The organism is Arthrobacter liuii, from assembly GCF_014639275.1.
Lineage (GTDB): Bacteria > Actinomycetota > Actinomycetes > Actinomycetales > Micrococcaceae > Arthrobacter > Arthrobacter liuii.
Genome location: NZ_BMFW01000004.1, coordinates 212,463 through 230,106, shown reverse-complemented (window position 1 = coordinate 230,106; position 17,644 = coordinate 212,463). Strand labels below are relative to the sequence as shown.

The window sequence follows — 17,644 nt, the reverse complement described above, 5'->3', positions numbered from 1 at the left end:
ACCGGATTTCCAGGAAGACGACATGACCAAACGCATCATCGTGTGCTGCGACGGAACGTGGGCGACGCCTGACCAAACTGCAGACGGGCAACCCTGCCCCACCAACGTCACCAAGCTGGCGCTCGGAATTGATGCAGTGGGCAGGAACGACAACGGCAGGGCGGTGGAACAAAGGGTCTTTTACCATCGCGGCGTCGGCACGGGCCGCCAGGACCGGATCGGCGGCGGGGCCTTCGGCGCCGGGCTCTCCCATGACGTCTTGGCCGCCTACCGCTACATTATGGGAAACTTCCAGCCCGGGGACGAACTGTTTCTTTTAGGCTTCAGCCGGGGCGCATACACAGCCAGAAGTACAGCAGGGCTGATCAGGAACGCCGGCATCCTGCGACGACGTTTCCGGAGCAGACTTACCGAGGCGTACGCCCTGTACAGGGACAGGACTCCCACCACCAACCCGCGCTCGGTCGAAGCGACGCTGTTTCGCCGGTCCTTCTCACATGAGACCCGGATCCACTGCATCGCGGTCTGGGACACGGTGGGAGCCCTCGGCATCCCGCTCACCGGGGTCCCGATTATCGACCGGTTCAACAACAGATGGGCATTCCACGATGCGGACTTGTCGACCAGTGTTGACAACGCCTTCCAGGCCCTGGCCATTGACGAGAAACGCAAGCCGTTTGCGCCGGCACTCTGGCATCAACAGGATGGGGCCGGCAGCCAAAGGCTGGAACAGGTCTGGTTCACCGGCACCCACGGCGATGTGGGCGGGGGCAACCGCAGCACCAGCCTGTCCGACATTGCCCTGGAATGGATCGTTGACCGCGCCCGTAGCTGCGGTCTGGTATTCCGCCCTGACGCTTTCACGGACATTGCCTTGGAACAGGCCGGCGATTGGGCGCCGATTCAGGAATCCCGTACGGGTTTCTGGAGGTTGCTTCCTGCCTATGTCCGGCCGATGGGCACGACCGATCCGGCGCATGAACGGGTGTCGGAGTCAGCACTGAAGCGCCATGAGGACGATCCCAACTACCGTCCACCCAATCTGACCCGTTTTTTGGAGAACGGCCCGCCAGCCCGTTTTCATTCGGAGTCCGGCCCCGAAGACACCATTACGCGGTCAGCAACGGGACCTACATTGAGCGGGGCCTGAATTGCGGAGCTAAGGAGATTCGAACTCCTGACCTCTTCGCTGCGAACTCTGGATAACTCGAGGTCATCCCCAGTCACGATACGGCCGTCAGCCGCCGGAACTCCCAGTTCGGGTTTCACGCCAGGTCACGCTGGCTCATGCAGGATTTACGTGAGTTCACGGGCAAAGTGTTATTCCGACGGTCATGCAGAAAGTGTCGGCCGTCGGGACACGGGACGCATAGAGAACACCGTGAACACATACGATGGATCGGTCTCAACGACCCGAGGATCCCAACGAGGCTCCTGACACGCCGCGAAGCTGCTCGATACCTGCGACGGTCCACGGGCACGCTGGCCAATTGGGCGACTCAGCGGAAGGGGCGCGTCTACTACCACCAGGAGGACGGCGCAGTTGTCTACGCCCTCGAAGACTTGGCGCGGGCATCTGGCGAGAGGTGGCCGAGCAGCTGCGCGGCATCGCAGAGGCTACCGGCGACGACGGGTTCAATCCGTTGATCGAGACCCTCAAGAAGCGCGATCAGCCCGAGGAGAGGGACCCGGATCAGGCAAGGTGCCCCACTGTGGTCAGGAGATGTAGACACCGCCCGGGGTGAAGTGGATGACACCGCCCTGGTAGTTCTGGGCCACGCTTCCGTCGTTGCCGGTCGGGTACTCGTCGCTCGTCGGGTAGCCAAGGCGTCCGGATTCGAACCCTGTCGAGGCCCAGAAGGAGCGAATGGCCCCGACCGAGAGGTGCGCCCCGGTTGCCGGTGACCAGATGATCGCGCCGCCTTGGTAGTTCTGGTAGACGCCGCCGTCGCGGAGTCCTGCCACTTCGTCGGTGACCGGGTAGCCCAAACGGCCACCCTCAAACCCGGTGGCTGCCCATTCACCGCGGATGGCCCCGACCGAGATGTGGGCTCCGGTCGCCGGTGACCAGATGATGGCACCGCCCTGGTAGTTCTGGTAGACACCACCGTCACGGAGGCCAGAGACCTCATTGGTCACGGGGTAGCCCAGGGCGCCGTTCTCGAATCCGGTCTGCGCCCAGAGGCCGCGGATGGCCCCGACGGAGATATGCGCCCCGGTGGCCGGTGACCAGATGATGGCCCCGCCCTGGTAGTTCTGGTAGACACCACCGTCACGGATGCCTGCCACCTCATCCGTGACCGGATAGCCCAGACTACCGTTCTCATAGCCTGTCTGCGCCCAGAGGTCCCGTATCGCACCCTTTGAGACATGCGCTCCCGATGCCGGCGAATAGAGGATGCATCCGTACTCGAAGCATTGGTATCCCCCGCTGTCCTTGAGCCCATAGATCTCACCGGTGGTGGCTGCTCCCAGGGCACCGTTCAGCGAAGCTGCCTTCGCGGCGATGGGTGTCGGGGGTGCAGCCGGCGCGCCGGGGAAAACCACCGCGGCCGAGGCGTCGATCAGGCCGGCACCGCAGCCTCCTGAACAGGTCCCAGGAAGGGCCCTGGCCGTTGCCTTGAGTTTCGCTTTGATCTGGGCTGGCGTCAGAGACGGATCAGCGGCCTTCATCAGGGCGCCCACCGAGGCGGCCATCGGGGTGGCCATTGACGTTCCCATCATGTAGCCATAGGTCTCCGCCCCTGGGGTTGTTGTTCCGGCGTTATACGTGGAGAGGATCCCGGCTCCCGTGTCGCCTCCCGGTGCCACGACGTCGACGGCGGCACCGTAGTTCGAGTACGACGCCTTGGACCCGGACTGGTTGGAGGCTGCGACGGTGACAACGTTGTTGCAGTTTGCCGGTGCATTATTTGCCGCGGGTTGGCTCTCGTTGCCTGCGGCCACAAAGACGGTGGAGCCGCGGCTGACGGCCCCATCAATGGCAGCCTGCAGGGTTGACGAGCAGGCGGCAGTTCCACCGACGCTGAGGTTAATCGTTTCCGCCGGATTGGCATTGGCGGGTACCCCAGTGACGGCTCCTCCTGAGGCCCAGGTGATGCTGTCGGACACGTCGGAGAGGTAGCCGCCGCAGTCACCGAGTGCGCGGACCGGCTCAATCTTCACGCCCGGAGCCCCTCCGGTGACGCCCTCCCCGTTGTTGGCCACGGCGGCGATGATCCCGGCAACATGGGTGCCGTGCCAGGACGAGTTGGCGGCTGAGGTGGACCCGCAGGCTCCTGAGGTCCGGTAGTCGCCCGGGTCAGAGGGGTCTGGGTCCCTCCCGTCGCCATCACCCGAAGCCGTCGGATCAGCGATCATGTCATAGCCAGCGATGACGTTCGCGTTGAGATCGCTGTGTGCCGTGATGCCGGTGTCGATCACCGCGACGATCTGCCCTGTGCCCGTCGTCTTGTCCCAGACGGACGGGACCCGGATGCCGGCAGTCGGATCGGACAGTGCCCACTGCTTGGAGTAGTAGGTGTCGTTGGGGGTGGATGTCGGATGCATGAGGATGTCCGGCTCCACCGAGGCCACATTGTTGTCCGCAGCGATGCTCTCCAGCACGCGCGTGGACTCCTCGGCACTGAGCCGGTGGCTTGCTTTAACTACCTTGGCGTCACTGGCGGTGTTTTTTATTTCCTTGACGCCAACGGAGGCAGTGCCGGCAGCCTTCCTGTAAGTCTTGTCCCGCTCCGCTGGACTGCCAGCTGCGGACGGCTTGAACTTCACGATGAACTGATCGGTAGGCAGCTGCGGGGCTGTTGCTGCCTTTTCCGCGGCAGGAGGAGGCACAACTGGTGTATCTGCGGCGCTGGCATTAGTCGCCATGGCAGGACCAAGAAGCGCGGCCGCAGCAAACAGCCCCAGGATCCTCGCAGCTGTGCGGGTTTTGGTCATGACAGTCTTCATGCGTTAATCCACCCCTAGGTCCCTACAGTTCCACCAGTGAGCCTACAGGGCGGCAGCGGTTTGGGCTGTCCAGGGCAGTGATGATCAATGGCGAGCAGAATTCGGTTCGGAGTCACTGTGGCGTGCGGGCTTCGGATTCGTTTTCCAGGCCCTTCTGGAACTTGTAGCCGATGTAGTAGCCGTGGACTGCCTCGTCCTTGATGATGAGGCGGATCAGGTCAGCGGTGTTCGTGAGCTTGGCGCGGGAGGACCAGTACATCGGCAGGTAGAAGCCGGAGTAGAACAGGAAGCCTTCGCAGGGTGGACGCGACCTTGTGCTTGAGCGGGTCGTCGCCCTTGGAGTAGTCCATGACGATTTGCGCCTTCTTCTGAAGGTGCTCGTTCTCGACCGACCAGCGGAAGGCTTCGTCGATCTCCTTGCTGGAGCACAGCGTAGAGAAGATCGATGAGGAGGGCTTCGCGTGGACGGATTCCATGAACGCGATGTTCGTGTAGACGGCGGCCTCGATCGGTGATGGCGTCCGGGATCAGGGAGATGGCGCTTACGGTGCCCTGGATGGTGTCCAGCAGGGTCAGGCCGGCAGCCAGAAGTTGTTCACGAGGCGGTTCCAGACGTCGACGTCCTTCTCATCCTGGATGCGGTTCCAGTTGATGGCGTGGGATTGCGGGACGAGCTTGAGGTCCCCATGGGTGTTTATTCCTGATCGTGTTCCGAGTCCTGAAGACCGGGCCGCCCGTGGGTGACCCGCTTCAGAAGGATGTCTCAGGGGTTATCTATGCGGCCAAGGCCCCACGGGTGGTTTCGGGAAGAACTACCGACACGAGAGGCCCTCGCTGGAGGTTATGACCCCTGAGTGTGTCCGCCATTGGCATCAGACCGGCGGAATAAGGACCAGACCTTCCGATACCGTGCAACGCCAGACGCCCTGGTCGCACTCTCCGATTACCTGATCGCCAGCGCCGCGACTGCCATGCGCGACCAATCCAGCGCCGAAACGTTCGGCATGACCGGAGGCAGCGGCATGCGGTCATGCCGAAGGCTACATCATGGCTGGGGACGCCAAAGCCCTGGCCGACTCGTTCGGCCTGGTTGAGGACCGTTCCGGCAACGCCATCATCCACGGGGTCGAGCTGGAGGAACCCTTCACCGAAGGCCGGACACCGGTGGCTGCCGTCGCCGTGGACCTGATGGGCTCACTGGTCACGCGTGAACGCAGCGCCGGCCAGCGCGTCATCGAGGAGCTGCTGGCACGGGATCGGGCCGTCCAGTATGCACAAGGACGCACCCAGCCGCATTCAGGTGCCACTCAGTAAGCAGCCTTAGTGTTGATGCCGTCGCGGATCGACTGGGGTCCGCGGCGGTACGAAGCGACACGAAACGAATAGAAGGACATTCAGTAATGAAGTCATCAATTCCGTCAATGAAAACCCGCATCGGAGTCGGCGCAGCCGCAATCCTGGCTGCCGGCGGCATGGTCTCAATGGGTGTTGGCGCCGCATCAGCCTCCCCCAGCGCCTCAACAAGCTCAACTGCTTCCGCATCCCACTCGGCGAAGGCCTGGGGTCAGGGTTCGGACCACAACGAAGGCGCGCACGGCGGTCTGGGACTGTTCCTGAACCTCAGCGCCGACAGCCCGCAGTCCGTCGGTGACCGTGCCGCCAAGGCAGCCACGGCACTGGTGAACCACCCGCAGCTGTTCAACAAGCTGCCTGCCGCGCTGCAGGCTGACATCACGGCCCTCAAGGACGCTGCCCCCGCTGACCGGGTCGCGGACGCCTACAAGATCAAGACCACCGCCCTCTCCGGCGGCTACGGCGCCGAGATCCAGCAGCGCGCCCAGAACGCCCTGAACGGCGAGGCCGGCGAGTCCGGCCAGGCTGAGGCCGGAGAAGATGGTCTGCGCCAGGAGCTGCGGACCGCGTTGACCTCCGACCACCCGGGTGCTGCGCTCCAGAAGGCCGCCGACCAACTGATTGGCCACCCGGACCTGTTCGCCAAGCTGCCCGCGAACCTGCAGGCTGACCTGACCAACCTGAAGAACGCCGCCCCGGCCGACGCCGACGCGCTGGCCACCAAGATCAAGGACACTGCCTTGAATGGCGGTTACGGCGCCCAGGTCCAGAAGATGGTCCAGGCACTCGTACAGAAGGCTGCAGCGCCGGCCGCATAACCGGAAGCATCCTTTACGGCTCAGGCCGGGCAACCTTCACCGGTGGCCCGGCCTTTGTCGTCTCTGGTGAGCCGTCGGGCGATGGCCGCACACATCAAGGGAAGACCGAATTCTTCCGATGTGAAAGGACGCCCCGCCACCATGTTGGGAGCCCACCACGCAACCTGCGGCGCCGCCGCCTGGGTTGCCCTGCCCTCGCAGGTCCACGTTGACCTGACCCTGTTTGCCGACAAGGCGCCCTTCCTGCCGCACGCCCAGGAGCTCGGCATGGGCCTGTGGAGCATCAGCCCCATCGGCCTCGTCACCGGGGCTCTGCTCACCGTGAGTGCTGCGATGTCGTATCGTAGCCAACCCCAGCGGAATGAGCTACTACGTTGCGACGCGGGTCTCGGACCCACTGTCGGAGCGTGCTCATAGGGTGCGGGGATGGTGAAGTTTGACCCGGAAGGTTTCGCGGCGATGATGGGCAGCATCCGCGCTGAGGAAGAGGCTGCAGCCGCGGCGGGCAGATATGAAGATCTGGAGCCAGATTACGAGTACATGGGCGCAGTGGCCAGTTGTTCCCGTCCGTGCCACTGAAAGGACGGGCTGTGCCAGCCACGGCCCTTTCGGCCCTTGAGCTGGTATCCAGCCCGAGGTGGGGTTACTACCCTCTGGCCCAATCACGTGGAAAGAACTTCCGCCGCATGGGGACGCTTCTGCGCGTTCGGAAGATGGGCCAGCGAAGCGTACCGGCGGGCCCAGGATGTCGTCATGACACTCTTTCCCAAACATGAACGGCATCAGGCATCTGACCCAAAGTGTTACCAAAGTGTTTATCCGGCCATCACTTCCACCGGAAGACCCCTGCAAATTGTGGAGCTAAGGAGATTCGAACTCCTGACCTCTTCGATGCGAACGAAGCGCTCTACCAACTGAGCTATAGCCCCCGGGATCCGCGGCATCCTGCAAGGTACTCCAGGCTCGTGCGGAACCGGTGTCCCTAGGCTACAAATTTTCCCGGCCCAACGCCAATTGACGCGGGCCTACGCGCGGCGGCGCTGGAGGACGTCGTCGAGGTTGCTCAGGGCGCTTTGTGCCTTGGACAGCTGCTGCGCTTCCGCTGCGGTGGCAGCCTCTGCCGCCGGCGCCGCGGTAGCGCCCTGCTTCAGGGAGGGCTTTCCAACCGCTTTGGGGGCTTCCGGAAGGTCGAGCGGCTTGGGGTCGGGACGCTCAGCCTTGGCTGCCTCCACGTAAACGGGCTTAGGGACTTCCACAGGTTCCCAGGGGGTGCTTGACGGGGCGGCAGACGCAGCAGCTGCAGCACTGGTGTCGCCGGCAGCTACAGCGACGGCGAGGGCTGCCTCACGGAGCTCCGTTGCCGTCAGCGGCTTGATCCTGGGTTCGCCTGCTTCGGCATCGAAGAGGGGGCTTTCCGGCCGCAGGACCGGTGCGGCATCGGGCCTCGGCGGAATTGTTTCGGCCGTGTCAGGGCGGCGTGCCGGCGCACTCATTGCAGAACGGAAGGCCGCGTTGACCTTCGCCTTGCGGTCGCGGACAGCGAGCCACCGCAGCAGCGCTACCGACCCGACAGCCAGCAGCGTGCACAGGAGCGGAAGAGCGGGCGCACCGATGCCGAACGGAAGCAGTACAGCCGAAATGAAGGCAGTGACCAGGGACAGCAGCCCGACAAGGGCCACGGCAGTGGGGCCGTAGCGGATGCGGAACCGGGCCGGAGGTGGGGTGCTTGCAGTGCGGGCAACGGATGCGGCACTCTTCCTGGCTTCCATGGCTTTCTCCTGCTGGGCGGCGACGTTCAGGACGAGGCCGGCCTGCGGGTCCGGCCTTTCATCGGCGGGGGCGTCTGCCAGGAAGTCGCCGGCGGGCTGGAACTGGTGCCTGCGGTTCCTGAGGACGTAAGGGGCTACCCAAACAATCCAGAGCGCGACGGCAACCACAAGGATCACTGAGCTGCTAAGGGGGAAGTCCACACTCAAAACCGTATGAGCATCATGCCGGCTCAGGCCGCATTAGCCGCGGTGTGTCGTGCCCTCGCTGGCAAACCACTTGGATTCACGACCGGCGTGATGCCAGCCAGGGACCCAGCAGGCCTTCCGGGACTTCTTCCGAGGTAAGGGCGAACGAGCGGTGGTCGGCCCACTTGCCGTTGATGTGAAGGAAGCGGGGCCGGTACCCCTCGTCCCTGAACCCCAGTTTCTCCACCACGCGCAGGCTGGGTCCGTTCTCGGGCCGAATGTTGATTTCCATCCGGTGCAGGCCAAGGGCCCGGAAGCAATGGTCCGTCACCAACGCCACGGAGGTGGGGGCTATGCCCCGTCCAGCGCGGGACTGGTCCACCCAGTACCCCAGGGTGGCCATCATGGCCGACCCCCAGACGATGGAAGACACCGTCAGCTGGCCCACGATCGCGGGGTTCCTGAGCCCTGGCTGCCACTCGGTGATGAGAAACGGCAGTGCCGTGGCCTGGGCGGCCTGCAGGTTGAGCGACCGGACCATTTGCCGATAATCAGGGAGGCCGCCGCCCGGATCGGGGTTGGAGGCCTCCCACGGCGCCAGCCACTCACTGTTCCGCGACCGCACCTCAGTCCACTCTTTCTTGTCGCGGTACCGGATGGGCCGCAGGACCAGGTCGCCGGACTCGAGGGTGACCGGCCAGATGGGACCAGCGCGCATGATGCTAGCGGGAAAGGCCGGCCGTGAAGCCCGGCAGCCATTCCCGGAGGCCCGGACCCAGGTCATCGCTGTCGATGGCCAGCTGGACACAGGCTTTAAGGTAGCTGAGTTTGTCGCCGGTATCGTAGCGGCGGCCACGGAACACGACGCCGTACACCCCGTACCCCTCACCCTCACCGGACGCAAGTTCCTCAAGGGCATCCGTCAGCTGTATTTCGCCGCCCCGCCCGGGCTCGGTGTGCTCAAGGACCCCGAACACGGCTGGGTGCAGGACATAACGTCCGATAAGCGCCAGATTGGACGGCGCCTCCTCCGGGGAAGGCTTCTCCACCAACCGGTTGACACGGACGTAGTCTTCGCCGTCAATCTCCTGGACGTCCGCGCAGCCGTAGGCGCTGATCTGCGAGGGTTCCACTTCAATGAGGGCGACGACGGAACCTCCCGTTTTCGCCTGCACGTCAATTATGACGCTGAGGAGTTCGTCGCGTGCATCAATCAGGTCGTCGCCAAGCAGGACCGCGAAGGCTTCATCGCCCACGTGCTGCTTGGCCCGGAGCACGGCATGCCCCAGGCCGTGGGGGTCGCCCTGCCGGACGTAGTGGATGTCTCCCAGCTGGCTGGCGGCCTGGATGGACGCAAGTTTCTCTGTATCGCCCTTGTCCTCCAGGGTCGATTCAAGGGACGGCACCCTGTCAAAGTGGTCTTCCAAGGCCCGTTTGTTGCGGCCCGTAATCATCAGCACGTCGTTCAAGCCAACATGGACGGCTTCCTCCACCACATACTGGATGGCAGGCTTGTCCACGACGGGAAGCATTTCCTTGGGCATTGCCTTGGTGGCAGGCAGGAACCTGGTGCCCAGGCCCGCTGCGGGAATGACGGCTTTGCGGACTCTGGGGTTACTGGTGTTCACCGGACTAATCTAACGTCAGCGTCAAGTATTTCAGTAACCCCCGGCGCGGCAAACCGGCAATAAGGCTGACGGCCGCCGCATACCGGGCAATGCAGGGAGGACACCATGCTGCAGGAGTCGAACGTCATCAAGGACGACATCCGGGCCGCCCACCGGCGCCGGCGGGCGGGCCTGACGCCGGCTCAACTGGAGGCGGCGGGCTCGGCCCTGGCCACGCACGGGGAAGCATGGGCGGGGGCTGTCACCGGGGACCGCCCTGGCATCGCCTGCGTGTACCTGGGCGTGGGCCATGAACCACCCACCTTGCCGCTGATTCATGCCCTGCATCGCAGCGGCCACCAGGTGCTGCTTCCGGTGTGCGAACCCGCGCGGGAGCTGAGCTGGGTGCTCTGGACCCCGGACACAGGATTCGAGCGCAGCAAATACGCACCGATCCTGGAACCCGCAGGGCCCCGGCACGGGCCGGAGACGGCCGGCGGCGCATCAGTGCTTTTCATTCCGGCCACCGCAGTGGACCTTGTGGGCAACAGGATCGGCCAGGGCGGCGGGTACTACGACAAGTTCCTGGGGCACCTTGCCACGGCCGGGAAGGAAATCCCGTTGGCTGCTGTTGTCTACGACGACGAATTGCTGCCCGCCGGCCGGATTCCCGCAGAGGAGTTCGACAGGCCGGTCCCGGCGGTCCTTGTTCCTTCCGGGTACCGGCTGCTGGCGGGCGGCGACTGAGCCTGGCCTGGTCGGGCACAGTGATAGAATTAGCACTCAGGCCCTGCGACTGCTAATGGTTTCCACTTGGCAGCACGGGACCTCTCGTTTGCCCAAGAGGAGGAGCACCAGTGCCAACATATGCTTACGCCTGCAAGGATTGCGGCCACGCCTTCGACATTGTCCAGTCGTTCTCGGACAGCAGCCTGACGTCCTGCCCCGAATGCCAGGGCACGTTGCGCAAGAAGTTCAACAGCGTAGGTGTCGTCTTCAAGGGCTCCGGTTTCTACCGCACGGACTCCCGCGATTCCAAGGGCAGCTCCGTCTCCCCTGCACCTGCGGCGGCTCCCGCTGCACCCGCTGCCGCCCCCGCCGCTTCGGCACCTGCAGCTGCCGCAAGCTGAGCCGGCCAAACCATTACGACGGCGGCCGGGCGCGTTCCAGCGTCCGGCCGCCTTTGTCCACATAGCCGTCGCCGCGGTTCCCCGCCGGATTGCCCGCACGTAGCGTGGGCGCATGCCCATACTTTCCCGCCGTCGCCGTGACGGCCTCCGGTTCCCCGCCAGCGCCCGTGACATCAGCCGGCGCCCCGGGAACCGTCCCCTGCCGGCCCGGGTTGCCGGCTGGTTGAGCCGCAACCGCCGCCTCGCCGCGGCACTGCTGTTGTGCGCAGCTGCAGCCATCGCCGTCCAGCAGCTCACTCCTGCCCCGCTCTCCACCGTCACCGCACTGGGTGCTGTCCGGGATCTTCCCGCCGGAACCGTGCTGACGGACGCAAATCTGGCCCGCGTGCAGGTTCCGCCGGGAATGGTGGCCGATGGTTTCCTCAAGGATGATGCCGCAGCAGCGGGCAAGCAGCTCGCCGCGCCGATGCGCAAGGGCCAGCTCCTGACCGACGCCCAACTCCTGGGGCCCGGACTCCTGGCTGGTACCCCTCCCGGTTCAGCCGCCGTTCCACTGCGGATGGCGGATGCCTCGTCCATCCAGCTGGTCTCTCCGGGCCAGCTCGTCAACGTGGTGCTTACGTCGGCCAACGGGTTCGACCAGCAGGGTCCCTCCGAAGTGCTCGCGTCTGCCGTCCCCGTTCTGTGGACCTCGAACAAGGGCGGCCAGAGCGGACAATGGCTGGGCACCAGTGAAACGGACGGGCTGATCGTAGTCGCAGCCAACGCGGAACAATCATCACGCCTGGCCGGAGCCTCTACCCAGGGCCGGCTGTTCTTCGTCCTGGTCGGCCCGCCGTAAACCCATGGCGGGTCAGCCCCAGTGCGGCGGCTTCTGTTCCTTCAACCATGCGTCATGGTTTTCGTCACGGTCGCCCCAGCTGCGGGCATCGTCTTCAGCGGCCTTGGTCGGAAGAACGCCCTCGGTGCGGCCTGCTGCGTGGGCCGGCGCCGTGGTGGCTGCCTCGGCGCCGGCGGGTACGACAGCTTCAGGGTTTTCTTCCGTTGTGGTCTTTTCTCCGTGGGCCATGTCTTTCTCTGGTACATTTTCTTCAGTCATCGGGGGCGCCTCCTTGGCGTTCACTCCGCCGGCCCCGGGCCGGCTGCCGCCGGCTTCGTGACGGCCTTTGCCGTCGTTGTCCCGGTCCGCGCTGGCGCCACGGGGCAGGTAGGAAACACCGGCCGCCGGCGCGGCGTCAATTCCATTGAGCGCCTGGTCAACGTCGTCGTCAAGGAACCCGACCGACGATGTGGTCCGGCCGGGCAGCACCATCTTTTCCAGGCCCAGGTAGCCGGCAATGCGGTCCGCGCAGGACGAGGGGTCCGTGAACACCTCAATGGTCCACAGCGGCATGTACCGCCATCCCAGGCGCTCCAGCAGTTGCGGACGAAGCCGGCTGCGTTCCCGCACGCTCATGGTGCGGTATTGGGCAGTGCCGTCGGACTCGATGGCCACGGGCCGCGGAAGGTCTGAATCGTCCTGGCCCATGGTGTTCAGGGGGTCTGCGGCGGCAACCACGTCGATGGCACCGTCGTACTGGTGCCAAACCCTGGCTCCGCGGGCGCGCAGCCGGTCCCCCAGGTCCGCCACCAAAGGGTCAGCGCCCAGAGCCTGCTCACTGGCGGCGGCACGGGACGCTGGAGTACCCAGGTCCGTGTTGCCGGAAATCTCCCGGTCCAGCAGCGTGTAGAGGTCCACGGCTCCGTGGGTGAGCCGGGTGTGGTCCAGGTCCTCGGGCCGGAAGCAGGTGAGCACGTGCAAGGAGCGGCGGGCCCTGGTCATGGCCAGGGCAAATTTCTCCCGGCCGCCCTCAGCGGACAGCGGCCCGAAGTTGTGAAGTGCCCGGCCGTGCGGAGTCCGTCCGAATCCCGGCGAGAAAATGACGTGGTCGCGGACCAGGCCCTGGGCGCGTTCAAGATCAACCACACGGAAGGACTCCGCGCCGGCTCCGAAGAACCCAGCCAGGCCCGGCTGGTTGGACAGCTGGAGCCGGATGGACTCACCGATCCTGGCAGCATGCCGCAGGCTGGCTGTAACCACCGCCAGTGAAGTCCGCGGGCGCATGCGGGCATGTTGGAACACCAGCTCCACCACCCGGTTGACCTCGGCGACGACGGACTCGACACCTTCGTGGTCGGCACTGGGAAGGCCGGTACCGTCAGGCAGGTATTCCACCAGCAGGGACCGGTCCAGCCCCGTGGCCGCCTGGCCTTCCGGCAGCCGGCGGAGGCCGCCGTCGTAAAAGTTCTTGCTCAGCTGAAGGACCAAGTCCTCGTCCACGGCGCGGTACACCACGTTGAGCCGCCATACCGGGAGCACTGCAGAGAGCGCAGTAAAGGCGCTCTCCACGCGATGGTGGGCCGACTCTCCTGGTGCGAGGCGCTCCACTCCCACGGTGAACGTCCGCGGTGTGGCGATGCGCGAGTCTCCGAAGGCAATGACCTGCCGCGCACGGGCAATCGACGGCAGGACAGCCTGCAGCGAGGTGGCCTCGGAATCAAGAATCACGACGGCGTCAAAGTGCTGCTCAGCCGGAAGCAGGCCCGTCATCAGATATGGGCTGACCGACCAAACCGGAACCAATGTGCCGATCAGGTCCGGAGCCTGTGCACTCAGGGCCGGGAGGGAGACCCGGCCGTCCTTCAGCAGGCTCCGCAGGAGGCCGGCCTGGCGCGGCTGCGCAGCGATGGCCGCGCGCCACCGCTCAGCCAAGTCCCACCGCAGGCGGGCGGCACCGCTGGCGACGTGCGCGTTGTCCGCCAGCCGGTACTCCGCTTCGAGCTGGCGCAGTGCGTCGCCGTCGGACATGGCCAGGTAGTCGTCGCCACTGATCATTGCCTCGAGTGCGGACTGCCACCAGGCCAGTTCAAGCTCGGCCGCAACGGACCCTTCCGGCACTTCCCGCTCGGCGAGGTCGGCAAGGAGTTCGCCCAGGCCGTGTTCACGCATGTTCTCGATGAGGAGCGTGCGTTCGGGCAGGGTCTTGAGCGTATCGGTGTCTGCCACCAGGCGTTCCAGGCGATCCATCAGTTGCGCGTAGGGAACGGTGGACAGGGAGCCGCCGTCCTCCGTGTGGCGCAGTGCCTGCCCCAGCTGTGCCAGCTCCTGGTCCAGGGACCGGTACATGGCGTTCATTTCCGCCAGGCCGGAGGGGACGGCGGGGTGCCGCTGCGTGGTGGCGTAGCCGGCCCAGAGGGCCCGCTGTTCCTGGACCAGCACCAGGGATGAGTGCAGGTCCGCGATGTGTACACCCGGGCGAACGTATTCCTTGGCCACCCGGCGCAGCCTGGAGCGCTGCATGGACGCCATCTCGATGCCGCGCTCACGCCGCCACGCGGACGGCGCCGTAGCGGAGATCAGGTCCGTGACGGGCCGGTCGAAAATATCCGGCGTGAACTTGTCCAGGCTGCCTCGGACGGCAACCAGCAGTTCCAGCTGCTCGCCCCATTCGGCGAACGATGCGCCCAAGCGGATCTCAGCGTGCTCCGCAACGGCGTCCATGCGGTCGCGCAGGAGGGGGAGGCTCTTGGCCACGGAGCGTACCAGGTCCTGGGCTTCCTCGGTTTCCTTCCGGGTCAGCAGCCTGGCTCCGTGCCAGGGGCTGGTGGTGGCAGCCTTGCTGAAGCTGCCCAGTTCTGCGGCACGACGGAGCCTGCCTGCCAGTTCTTCACGGTCCCGGATGCTGTCCAGGACGCTTCGTTTGAGCCTGACGGTGGTAGCCGGGGCGGGGTGGATGGAGGTGAGTTCGGCCAGGGACTGCATGGCCTGGTAGGGCGAGCAACCCCACCGGTCGCGGACGTTGTGAAGCGACGCCACGTGGTCCATCAGCGCGTGCCGGTGTTCGGTCAGCGTGGCGTGGAGGTTCCCGAGCTGCGGTTCCAGCGACTTTTCGTTGCGGACGATTGCCCGGACAAGCTGGCCCTTCAGCTGCTGGGCGGTGACGTTCCCGGTGAGCTGGAACAAGATGGAATCCAGGCCCAGCGATTCCAGCTGTCCGGAAACCTCGTTCAGGCTGGCGCGGCGGTCGCCCACCACCAAAACGGTCTTCCCGGCGTCCACCAGGGCGCCGATGGTGTTGATGGCGGTCTGGGTCTGGCCCGTGCCAGGCGGGCTGCTGACCACCAGGGAATCTCCCGCCCGGGCAGCATCAATGACGTACTGCTGGTCCGTGTCCGCGTCCAGCAGCAGCAGCTCCTCCTGGGGGTGCCTGTTGTCCAGGTGCGGGAAGCGGGAGGGGTCGGGCCCGTCGACGTCCACCACTTCCCCGCCGGCGGCGGTTGCCAGCGAGGAGACAATGGGGTGAGAGTCGTTGATCCAGGGATCGTCAAGGTTGCCGGAAAGGTCGGCGAAGGTCGATACGAGGAGGTTGTGCTGGGTTTCGGCGCCGTGGATGGGCCGGATCAGGGTGGCCAGCCGGTCAAGGACGGGCTGGGGGTCGAACCGGGCGGTGCTGTAGGCCAGGCGGGTCACGGCGTTGACGTCGAACACGATCCCGTGGATGTTCTTCAGGTGCCGCACCAGGGCTGGGTTGATGTGTGCCTGTTCGGTGAGCTGCAGTTCGAAGTCGTCCTCCCCCGGCCGCACCGTGAGGGAGATGGCGGTCAGCATGACCGGGGCAGATACGCGCTGGGGCTTGCCCCCTACGGCGGAGGTCCACACCACAGTGCCCGCGGAGAGGTATCCGGCATCGATGCCGCGGTCGTTGGCGAGTTCAAAGATCTTGGACCGGATGTTGCGTGAAGCCCGTGCGGCGACCACATACTGCTGCCGGTCCCGGATCAGCGTGGACAGGCGTGTGCGGCGCCCGGCCATGAGCTGGGCCAGCCCGGACGGGTGTGCCGAGGTGAGGTCGATGGACCCCTCAGGTGTTTTGGTGAAGCGCAGCATTGTGTCCGCGCCGGTGACGGGTTTAAGCCCGGACAGCCATTTGCGAAGCTCCTCCGAGCCTTCCGGGTGGCCTTGACCAACTGACACTTCTGCCTTCTTTTCTGCGTTTGCACGTGACGCCCTGGACCATACCGGCATAGATTCGAGAGTAGCCGCTTAGGTGCCGGACTTGAGCGACCGCAACACTGGAGCACCGGAAATTGCGGAGGATTGAACCGGGAAAAGCAGTGGCCGGCCCCCGCTGGCGGAGGCCGGCCACTTAGGATGCTATTCCCATTCGATGGTTCCCGGCGGCTTGCTGGTGACGTCCAGCACCACCCGGTTGACGCCTTCCACCTCATTGGTGATCCTGCTGGAAATCCTGGCCAGGAGATCGTAGGGCAGGCGCGACCAGTCGGCCGTCATGGCGTCCTCGGAGGAAACGGGACGGAGCACGATGGGGTGGCCGTACGTGCGGCCGTCACCCATGACACCAACGCTGCGGACGTCCGCGAGCAGGACCACGGGCATCTGCCATACCTCGTTGTCCAGGCCGGCAGCGGTGAGCTCGGCGCGCGCGATGGCGTCCGCTTTGCGCAGCAGGTCCAGCCGTTCCTTGGTGACGTCGCCGACGATCCGGATGCCCAGGCCGGGGCCGGGGAACGGCTGGCGGCCAACGATCTCCTGCGGCAGTCCCAGCTGGGCGCCCACGGCACGGACCTCGTCCTTGAACAGGGCGCGCAGCGGCTCAACGAGCTCGAACTGCAGGTCCTCCGGGAGGCCGCCCACGTTGTGGTGGCTCTTGATGTTTGCGGCACCTTCGCCGCCACCGGATTCGACGACGTCCGGGTACAGGGTGCCCTGGACCAGGAACTTGATCTTCTCGCCGTGGGCGGCGGCCTCGGCGATGATGGCCAGTTCGGCTTCTTCAAAGGCACGGATGAACTCGCGGCCGATGATCTTGCGCTTGGTCTCCGGGTCGCTGACACCGGCCAGCGCCGAGAGGAAGCGTTCCTGTTCATTGGCCACGTACAGCTTCACGCCGGTGGCAGCCACGAAGTCGCGCTCCACCTGCTCCGCTTCGCCTTCGCGCAGCAGTCCATGGTCCACGAACACACAGGTGAGCTGGTCGCCCACTGCGCGCTGGACAAGGGCTGCCGCCACTGCGGAGTCGACGCCGCCGGAGAGGCCGCAGATGACCCGGGCGTCCCCAACCTGCTGGCGGATGCGCTCCACCTGCTCTTCCAGGATGTTGCCGGTGGTCCAGTTGGGCTCCAGCTTGGCGCCCTTGAAGAGGAAGTTTTCCAGCACCTGCTGGCCGTACTCGGAGTGCTTGACCTCCGGGTGCCACTGCACGCCGAAAAGGCCCTTCTCCTCGTTGGCGAAGGCTGCTACTTCGGCGCCGGCCGTCGTCGCGAGGACATCGAACCCTGCAGGCGCCTGGTGCACGGAGTCGCCGTGGCTCATCCACGTCTTCTGGTGCTGGGGCATGCCTTCAAGCACCGAGCGGCCGTCTCCAAGGATGGTGGTTTCCGTGGATCCGTACTCCCGCAATCCGGTCTTGTCCACTTTGCCGCCAAGGGCGTTGGCCATGGCCTGGAAGCCGTAGCAGATGCCAAAGACGGGGACACCGGCTTCGAAAAGGTCGGCACCCACGCTCGGGGCGCCGTCGGCATAAACGCTGGAAGGTCCGCCGGACAGGATGATGGCGGCGGGATTCTTGGCCAGGAGTTGCTCGGTGGAGTAAGTATGCGGAACCACTTCCGAATACACATTCGCTTCCCTGACGCGGCGGGCAATCAGCTGCGCGTACTGGGCACCGTAATCAACAACCAGCACCGGCTTCTGGGAAGTCTGGGATGCAGTGGGAGTAGTCACCGTAACAGCCTACTTTGCGCCCTTGCACCGGCGCACCTTGGGAAGC

The 17,644-nt window shown here is 65.3% G+C and carries 14 protein-coding genes, 1 tRNA gene and 1 pseudogene; 8 read left to right on the top strand and 8 right to left on the bottom strand.

What is annotated here, in order from left to right; all coding sequences use genetic code 11:
- Window positions 1-22: 22 nt before the first annotated feature.
- On the top strand, window positions 23-1,150 hold the full coding sequence (locus IEW19_RS06955; protein ID WP_188570918.1) for a T6SS phospholipase effector Tle1-like catalytic domain-containing protein: 1,128 nt from the start codon (window positions 23-25) through the stop codon (window positions 1,148-1,150).
- A 566-nt stretch (window positions 1,151-1,716) separates the two neighbouring features.
- On the opposite strand, the gene IEW19_RS06950 is transcribed toward IEW19_RS06955, so the two are convergent.
- Both IEW19_RS06950 and IEW19_RS06945 read right to left on the bottom strand, forming a co-directional pair.
- Window positions 1,717-3,951 (bottom strand): S8 family serine peptidase, encoded by a 2,235-nt coding sequence (locus IEW19_RS06950; protein ID WP_188570917.1) that lies wholly within the window; start codon window positions 3,949-3,951, stop codon window positions 1,717-1,719.
- A gap of 124 nt (window positions 3,952-4,075) precedes the next feature.
- Window positions 4,076-4,649: pseudogene (locus IEW19_RS06945) on the bottom strand (ribonucleotide-diphosphate reductase subunit beta); the annotation flags it as partial.
- A gap of 349 nt (window positions 4,650-4,998) precedes the next feature.
- On the opposite strand from IEW19_RS06945, the gene IEW19_RS06940 reads away from it, so the two are divergent.
- From IEW19_RS06940 to IEW19_RS06925, 4 genes are all read left to right on the top strand, one after another.
- Window positions 4,999-5,265 (top strand): hypothetical protein, encoded by a 267-nt coding sequence (locus IEW19_RS06940; protein WP_188570916.1) that lies wholly within the window; start codon window positions 4,999-5,001, stop codon window positions 5,263-5,265.
- Between the two features lie 86 nt (window positions 5,266-5,351).
- Window positions 5,352-6,122, top strand: coding sequence for a hypothetical protein (locus IEW19_RS06935; protein ID WP_229748368.1), 771 nt, complete (start codon window positions 5,352-5,354; stop codon window positions 6,120-6,122).
- 120 nt (window positions 6,123-6,242) lie between these two features.
- Window positions 6,243-6,539 carry a hypothetical protein gene (locus tag IEW19_RS06930; RefSeq protein WP_188570914.1) on the top strand — a complete coding sequence of 99 codons (297 nt, stop codon included), beginning with the start codon at window positions 6,243-6,245 and terminating at the stop codon, window positions 6,537-6,539.
- 9 nt (window positions 6,540-6,548) lie between these two features.
- Window positions 6,549-6,701, top strand: coding sequence for a hypothetical protein (locus IEW19_RS06925; protein WP_188570913.1), 153 nt, complete (start codon window positions 6,549-6,551; stop codon window positions 6,699-6,701).
- Between the two features lie 277 nt (window positions 6,702-6,978).
- On the opposite strand, the gene IEW19_RS06920 is transcribed toward IEW19_RS06925, so the two are convergent.
- From IEW19_RS06920 to galU, 4 genes are all read right to left on the bottom strand, one after another.
- Window positions 6,979-7,051, bottom strand: a tRNA-Ala gene (locus IEW19_RS06920).
- A gap of 96 nt (window positions 7,052-7,147) precedes the next feature.
- Window positions 7,148-8,068: a hypothetical protein gene (locus IEW19_RS06915; protein WP_188571001.1), complete on the bottom strand. Its 921-nt coding sequence runs from the start codon at window positions 8,066-8,068 to the stop codon at window positions 7,148-7,150.
- Between the two features lie 106 nt (window positions 8,069-8,174).
- On the bottom strand, window positions 8,175-8,795 hold the full coding sequence (locus tag IEW19_RS06910; RefSeq protein WP_188570912.1) for a GNAT family N-acetyltransferase: 621 nt from the start codon (window positions 8,793-8,795) through the stop codon (window positions 8,175-8,177).
- 4 nt (window positions 8,796-8,799) lie between these two features.
- A complete protein-coding gene (gene galU, locus IEW19_RS06905) occupies window positions 8,800-9,705 on the bottom strand; it encodes a UTP--glucose-1-phosphate uridylyltransferase GalU (RefSeq protein ID WP_188570911.1) in 906 nt (301 codons plus the stop codon).
- A 105-nt stretch (window positions 9,706-9,810) separates the two neighbouring features.
- On the opposite strand from galU, the gene IEW19_RS06900 reads away from it, so the two are divergent.
- The 3 genes from IEW19_RS06900 (at window position 9,811) to IEW19_RS06890 (ending at window position 11,655) form a co-directional block, all read left to right on the top strand.
- Window positions 9,811-10,431, top strand: a complete 621-nt coding sequence (locus IEW19_RS06900) for a 5-formyltetrahydrofolate cyclo-ligase (protein WP_188570910.1) — start codon at window positions 9,811-9,813, stop codon at window positions 10,429-10,431.
- Between the two features lie 110 nt (window positions 10,432-10,541).
- Window positions 10,542-10,814, top strand: coding sequence for an FmdB family zinc ribbon protein (locus IEW19_RS06895; protein WP_188570909.1), 273 nt, complete (start codon window positions 10,542-10,544; stop codon window positions 10,812-10,814).
- Window positions 10,815-10,926: 112 nt separating this feature from the next.
- Window positions 10,927-11,655: an RcpC/CpaB family pilus assembly protein gene (locus tag IEW19_RS06890; protein WP_188570908.1), complete on the top strand. Its 729-nt coding sequence runs from the start codon at window positions 10,927-10,929 to the stop codon at window positions 11,653-11,655.
- A 12-nt stretch (window positions 11,656-11,667) separates the two neighbouring features.
- Here IEW19_RS06890 and IEW19_RS06885 read toward each other — a convergent pair whose 3' ends face one another.
- Together IEW19_RS06885 and guaA are read right to left on the bottom strand one after the other, a co-directional pair.
- Window positions 11,668-15,879, bottom strand: a complete 4,212-nt coding sequence (locus IEW19_RS06885; RefSeq protein WP_188570907.1) for a DUF4011 domain-containing protein — start codon at window positions 15,877-15,879, stop codon at window positions 11,668-11,670.
- A 129-nt stretch (window positions 15,880-16,008) separates the two neighbouring features.
- Window positions 16,009-17,598, bottom strand: coding sequence for a glutamine-hydrolyzing GMP synthase (gene guaA, locus IEW19_RS06880; RefSeq protein WP_188570906.1), 1,590 nt, complete (start codon window positions 17,596-17,598; stop codon window positions 16,009-16,011).
- Window positions 17,599-17,644 lie beyond the last annotated feature (46 nt).

Coding starts and splice junctions, on each gene's coding strand:
- IEW19_RS06935 (WP_229748368.1), top strand. CDS start 5,352: ATGAAGTCATCAATTCCGTCAATGAAAACCCGCATCGGAGTCGGCGCA.
- IEW19_RS06940 (WP_188570916.1), top strand. CDS start 4,999: ATGGCTGGGGACGCCAAAGCCCTGGCCGACTCGTTCGGCCTGGTTGAG.
- IEW19_RS06900 (WP_188570910.1), top strand. CDS start 9,811: ATGCTGCAGGAGTCGAACGTCATCAAGGACGACATCCGGGCCGCCCAC.
- IEW19_RS06890 (WP_188570908.1), top strand. CDS start 10,927: ATGCCCATACTTTCCCGCCGTCGCCGTGACGGCCTCCGGTTCCCCGCC.
- IEW19_RS06925 (WP_188570913.1), top strand. CDS start 6,549: ATGGTGAAGTTTGACCCGGAAGGTTTCGCGGCGATGATGGGCAGCATC.
- IEW19_RS06910 (WP_188570912.1), bottom strand. CDS start 8,795: ATGCGCGCTGGTCCCATCTGGCCGGTCACCCTCGAGTCCGGCGACCTG.
- IEW19_RS06885 (WP_188570907.1), bottom strand. CDS start 15,879: ATGCCGGTATGGTCCAGGGCGTCACGTGCAAACGCAGAAAAGAAGGCA.
- IEW19_RS06950 (WP_188570917.1), bottom strand. CDS start 3,951: ATGAAGACTGTCATGACCAAAACCCGCACAGCTGCGAGGATCCTGGGG.
- IEW19_RS06955 (WP_188570918.1), top strand. CDS start 23: ATGACCAAACGCATCATCGTGTGCTGCGACGGAACGTGGGCGACGCCT.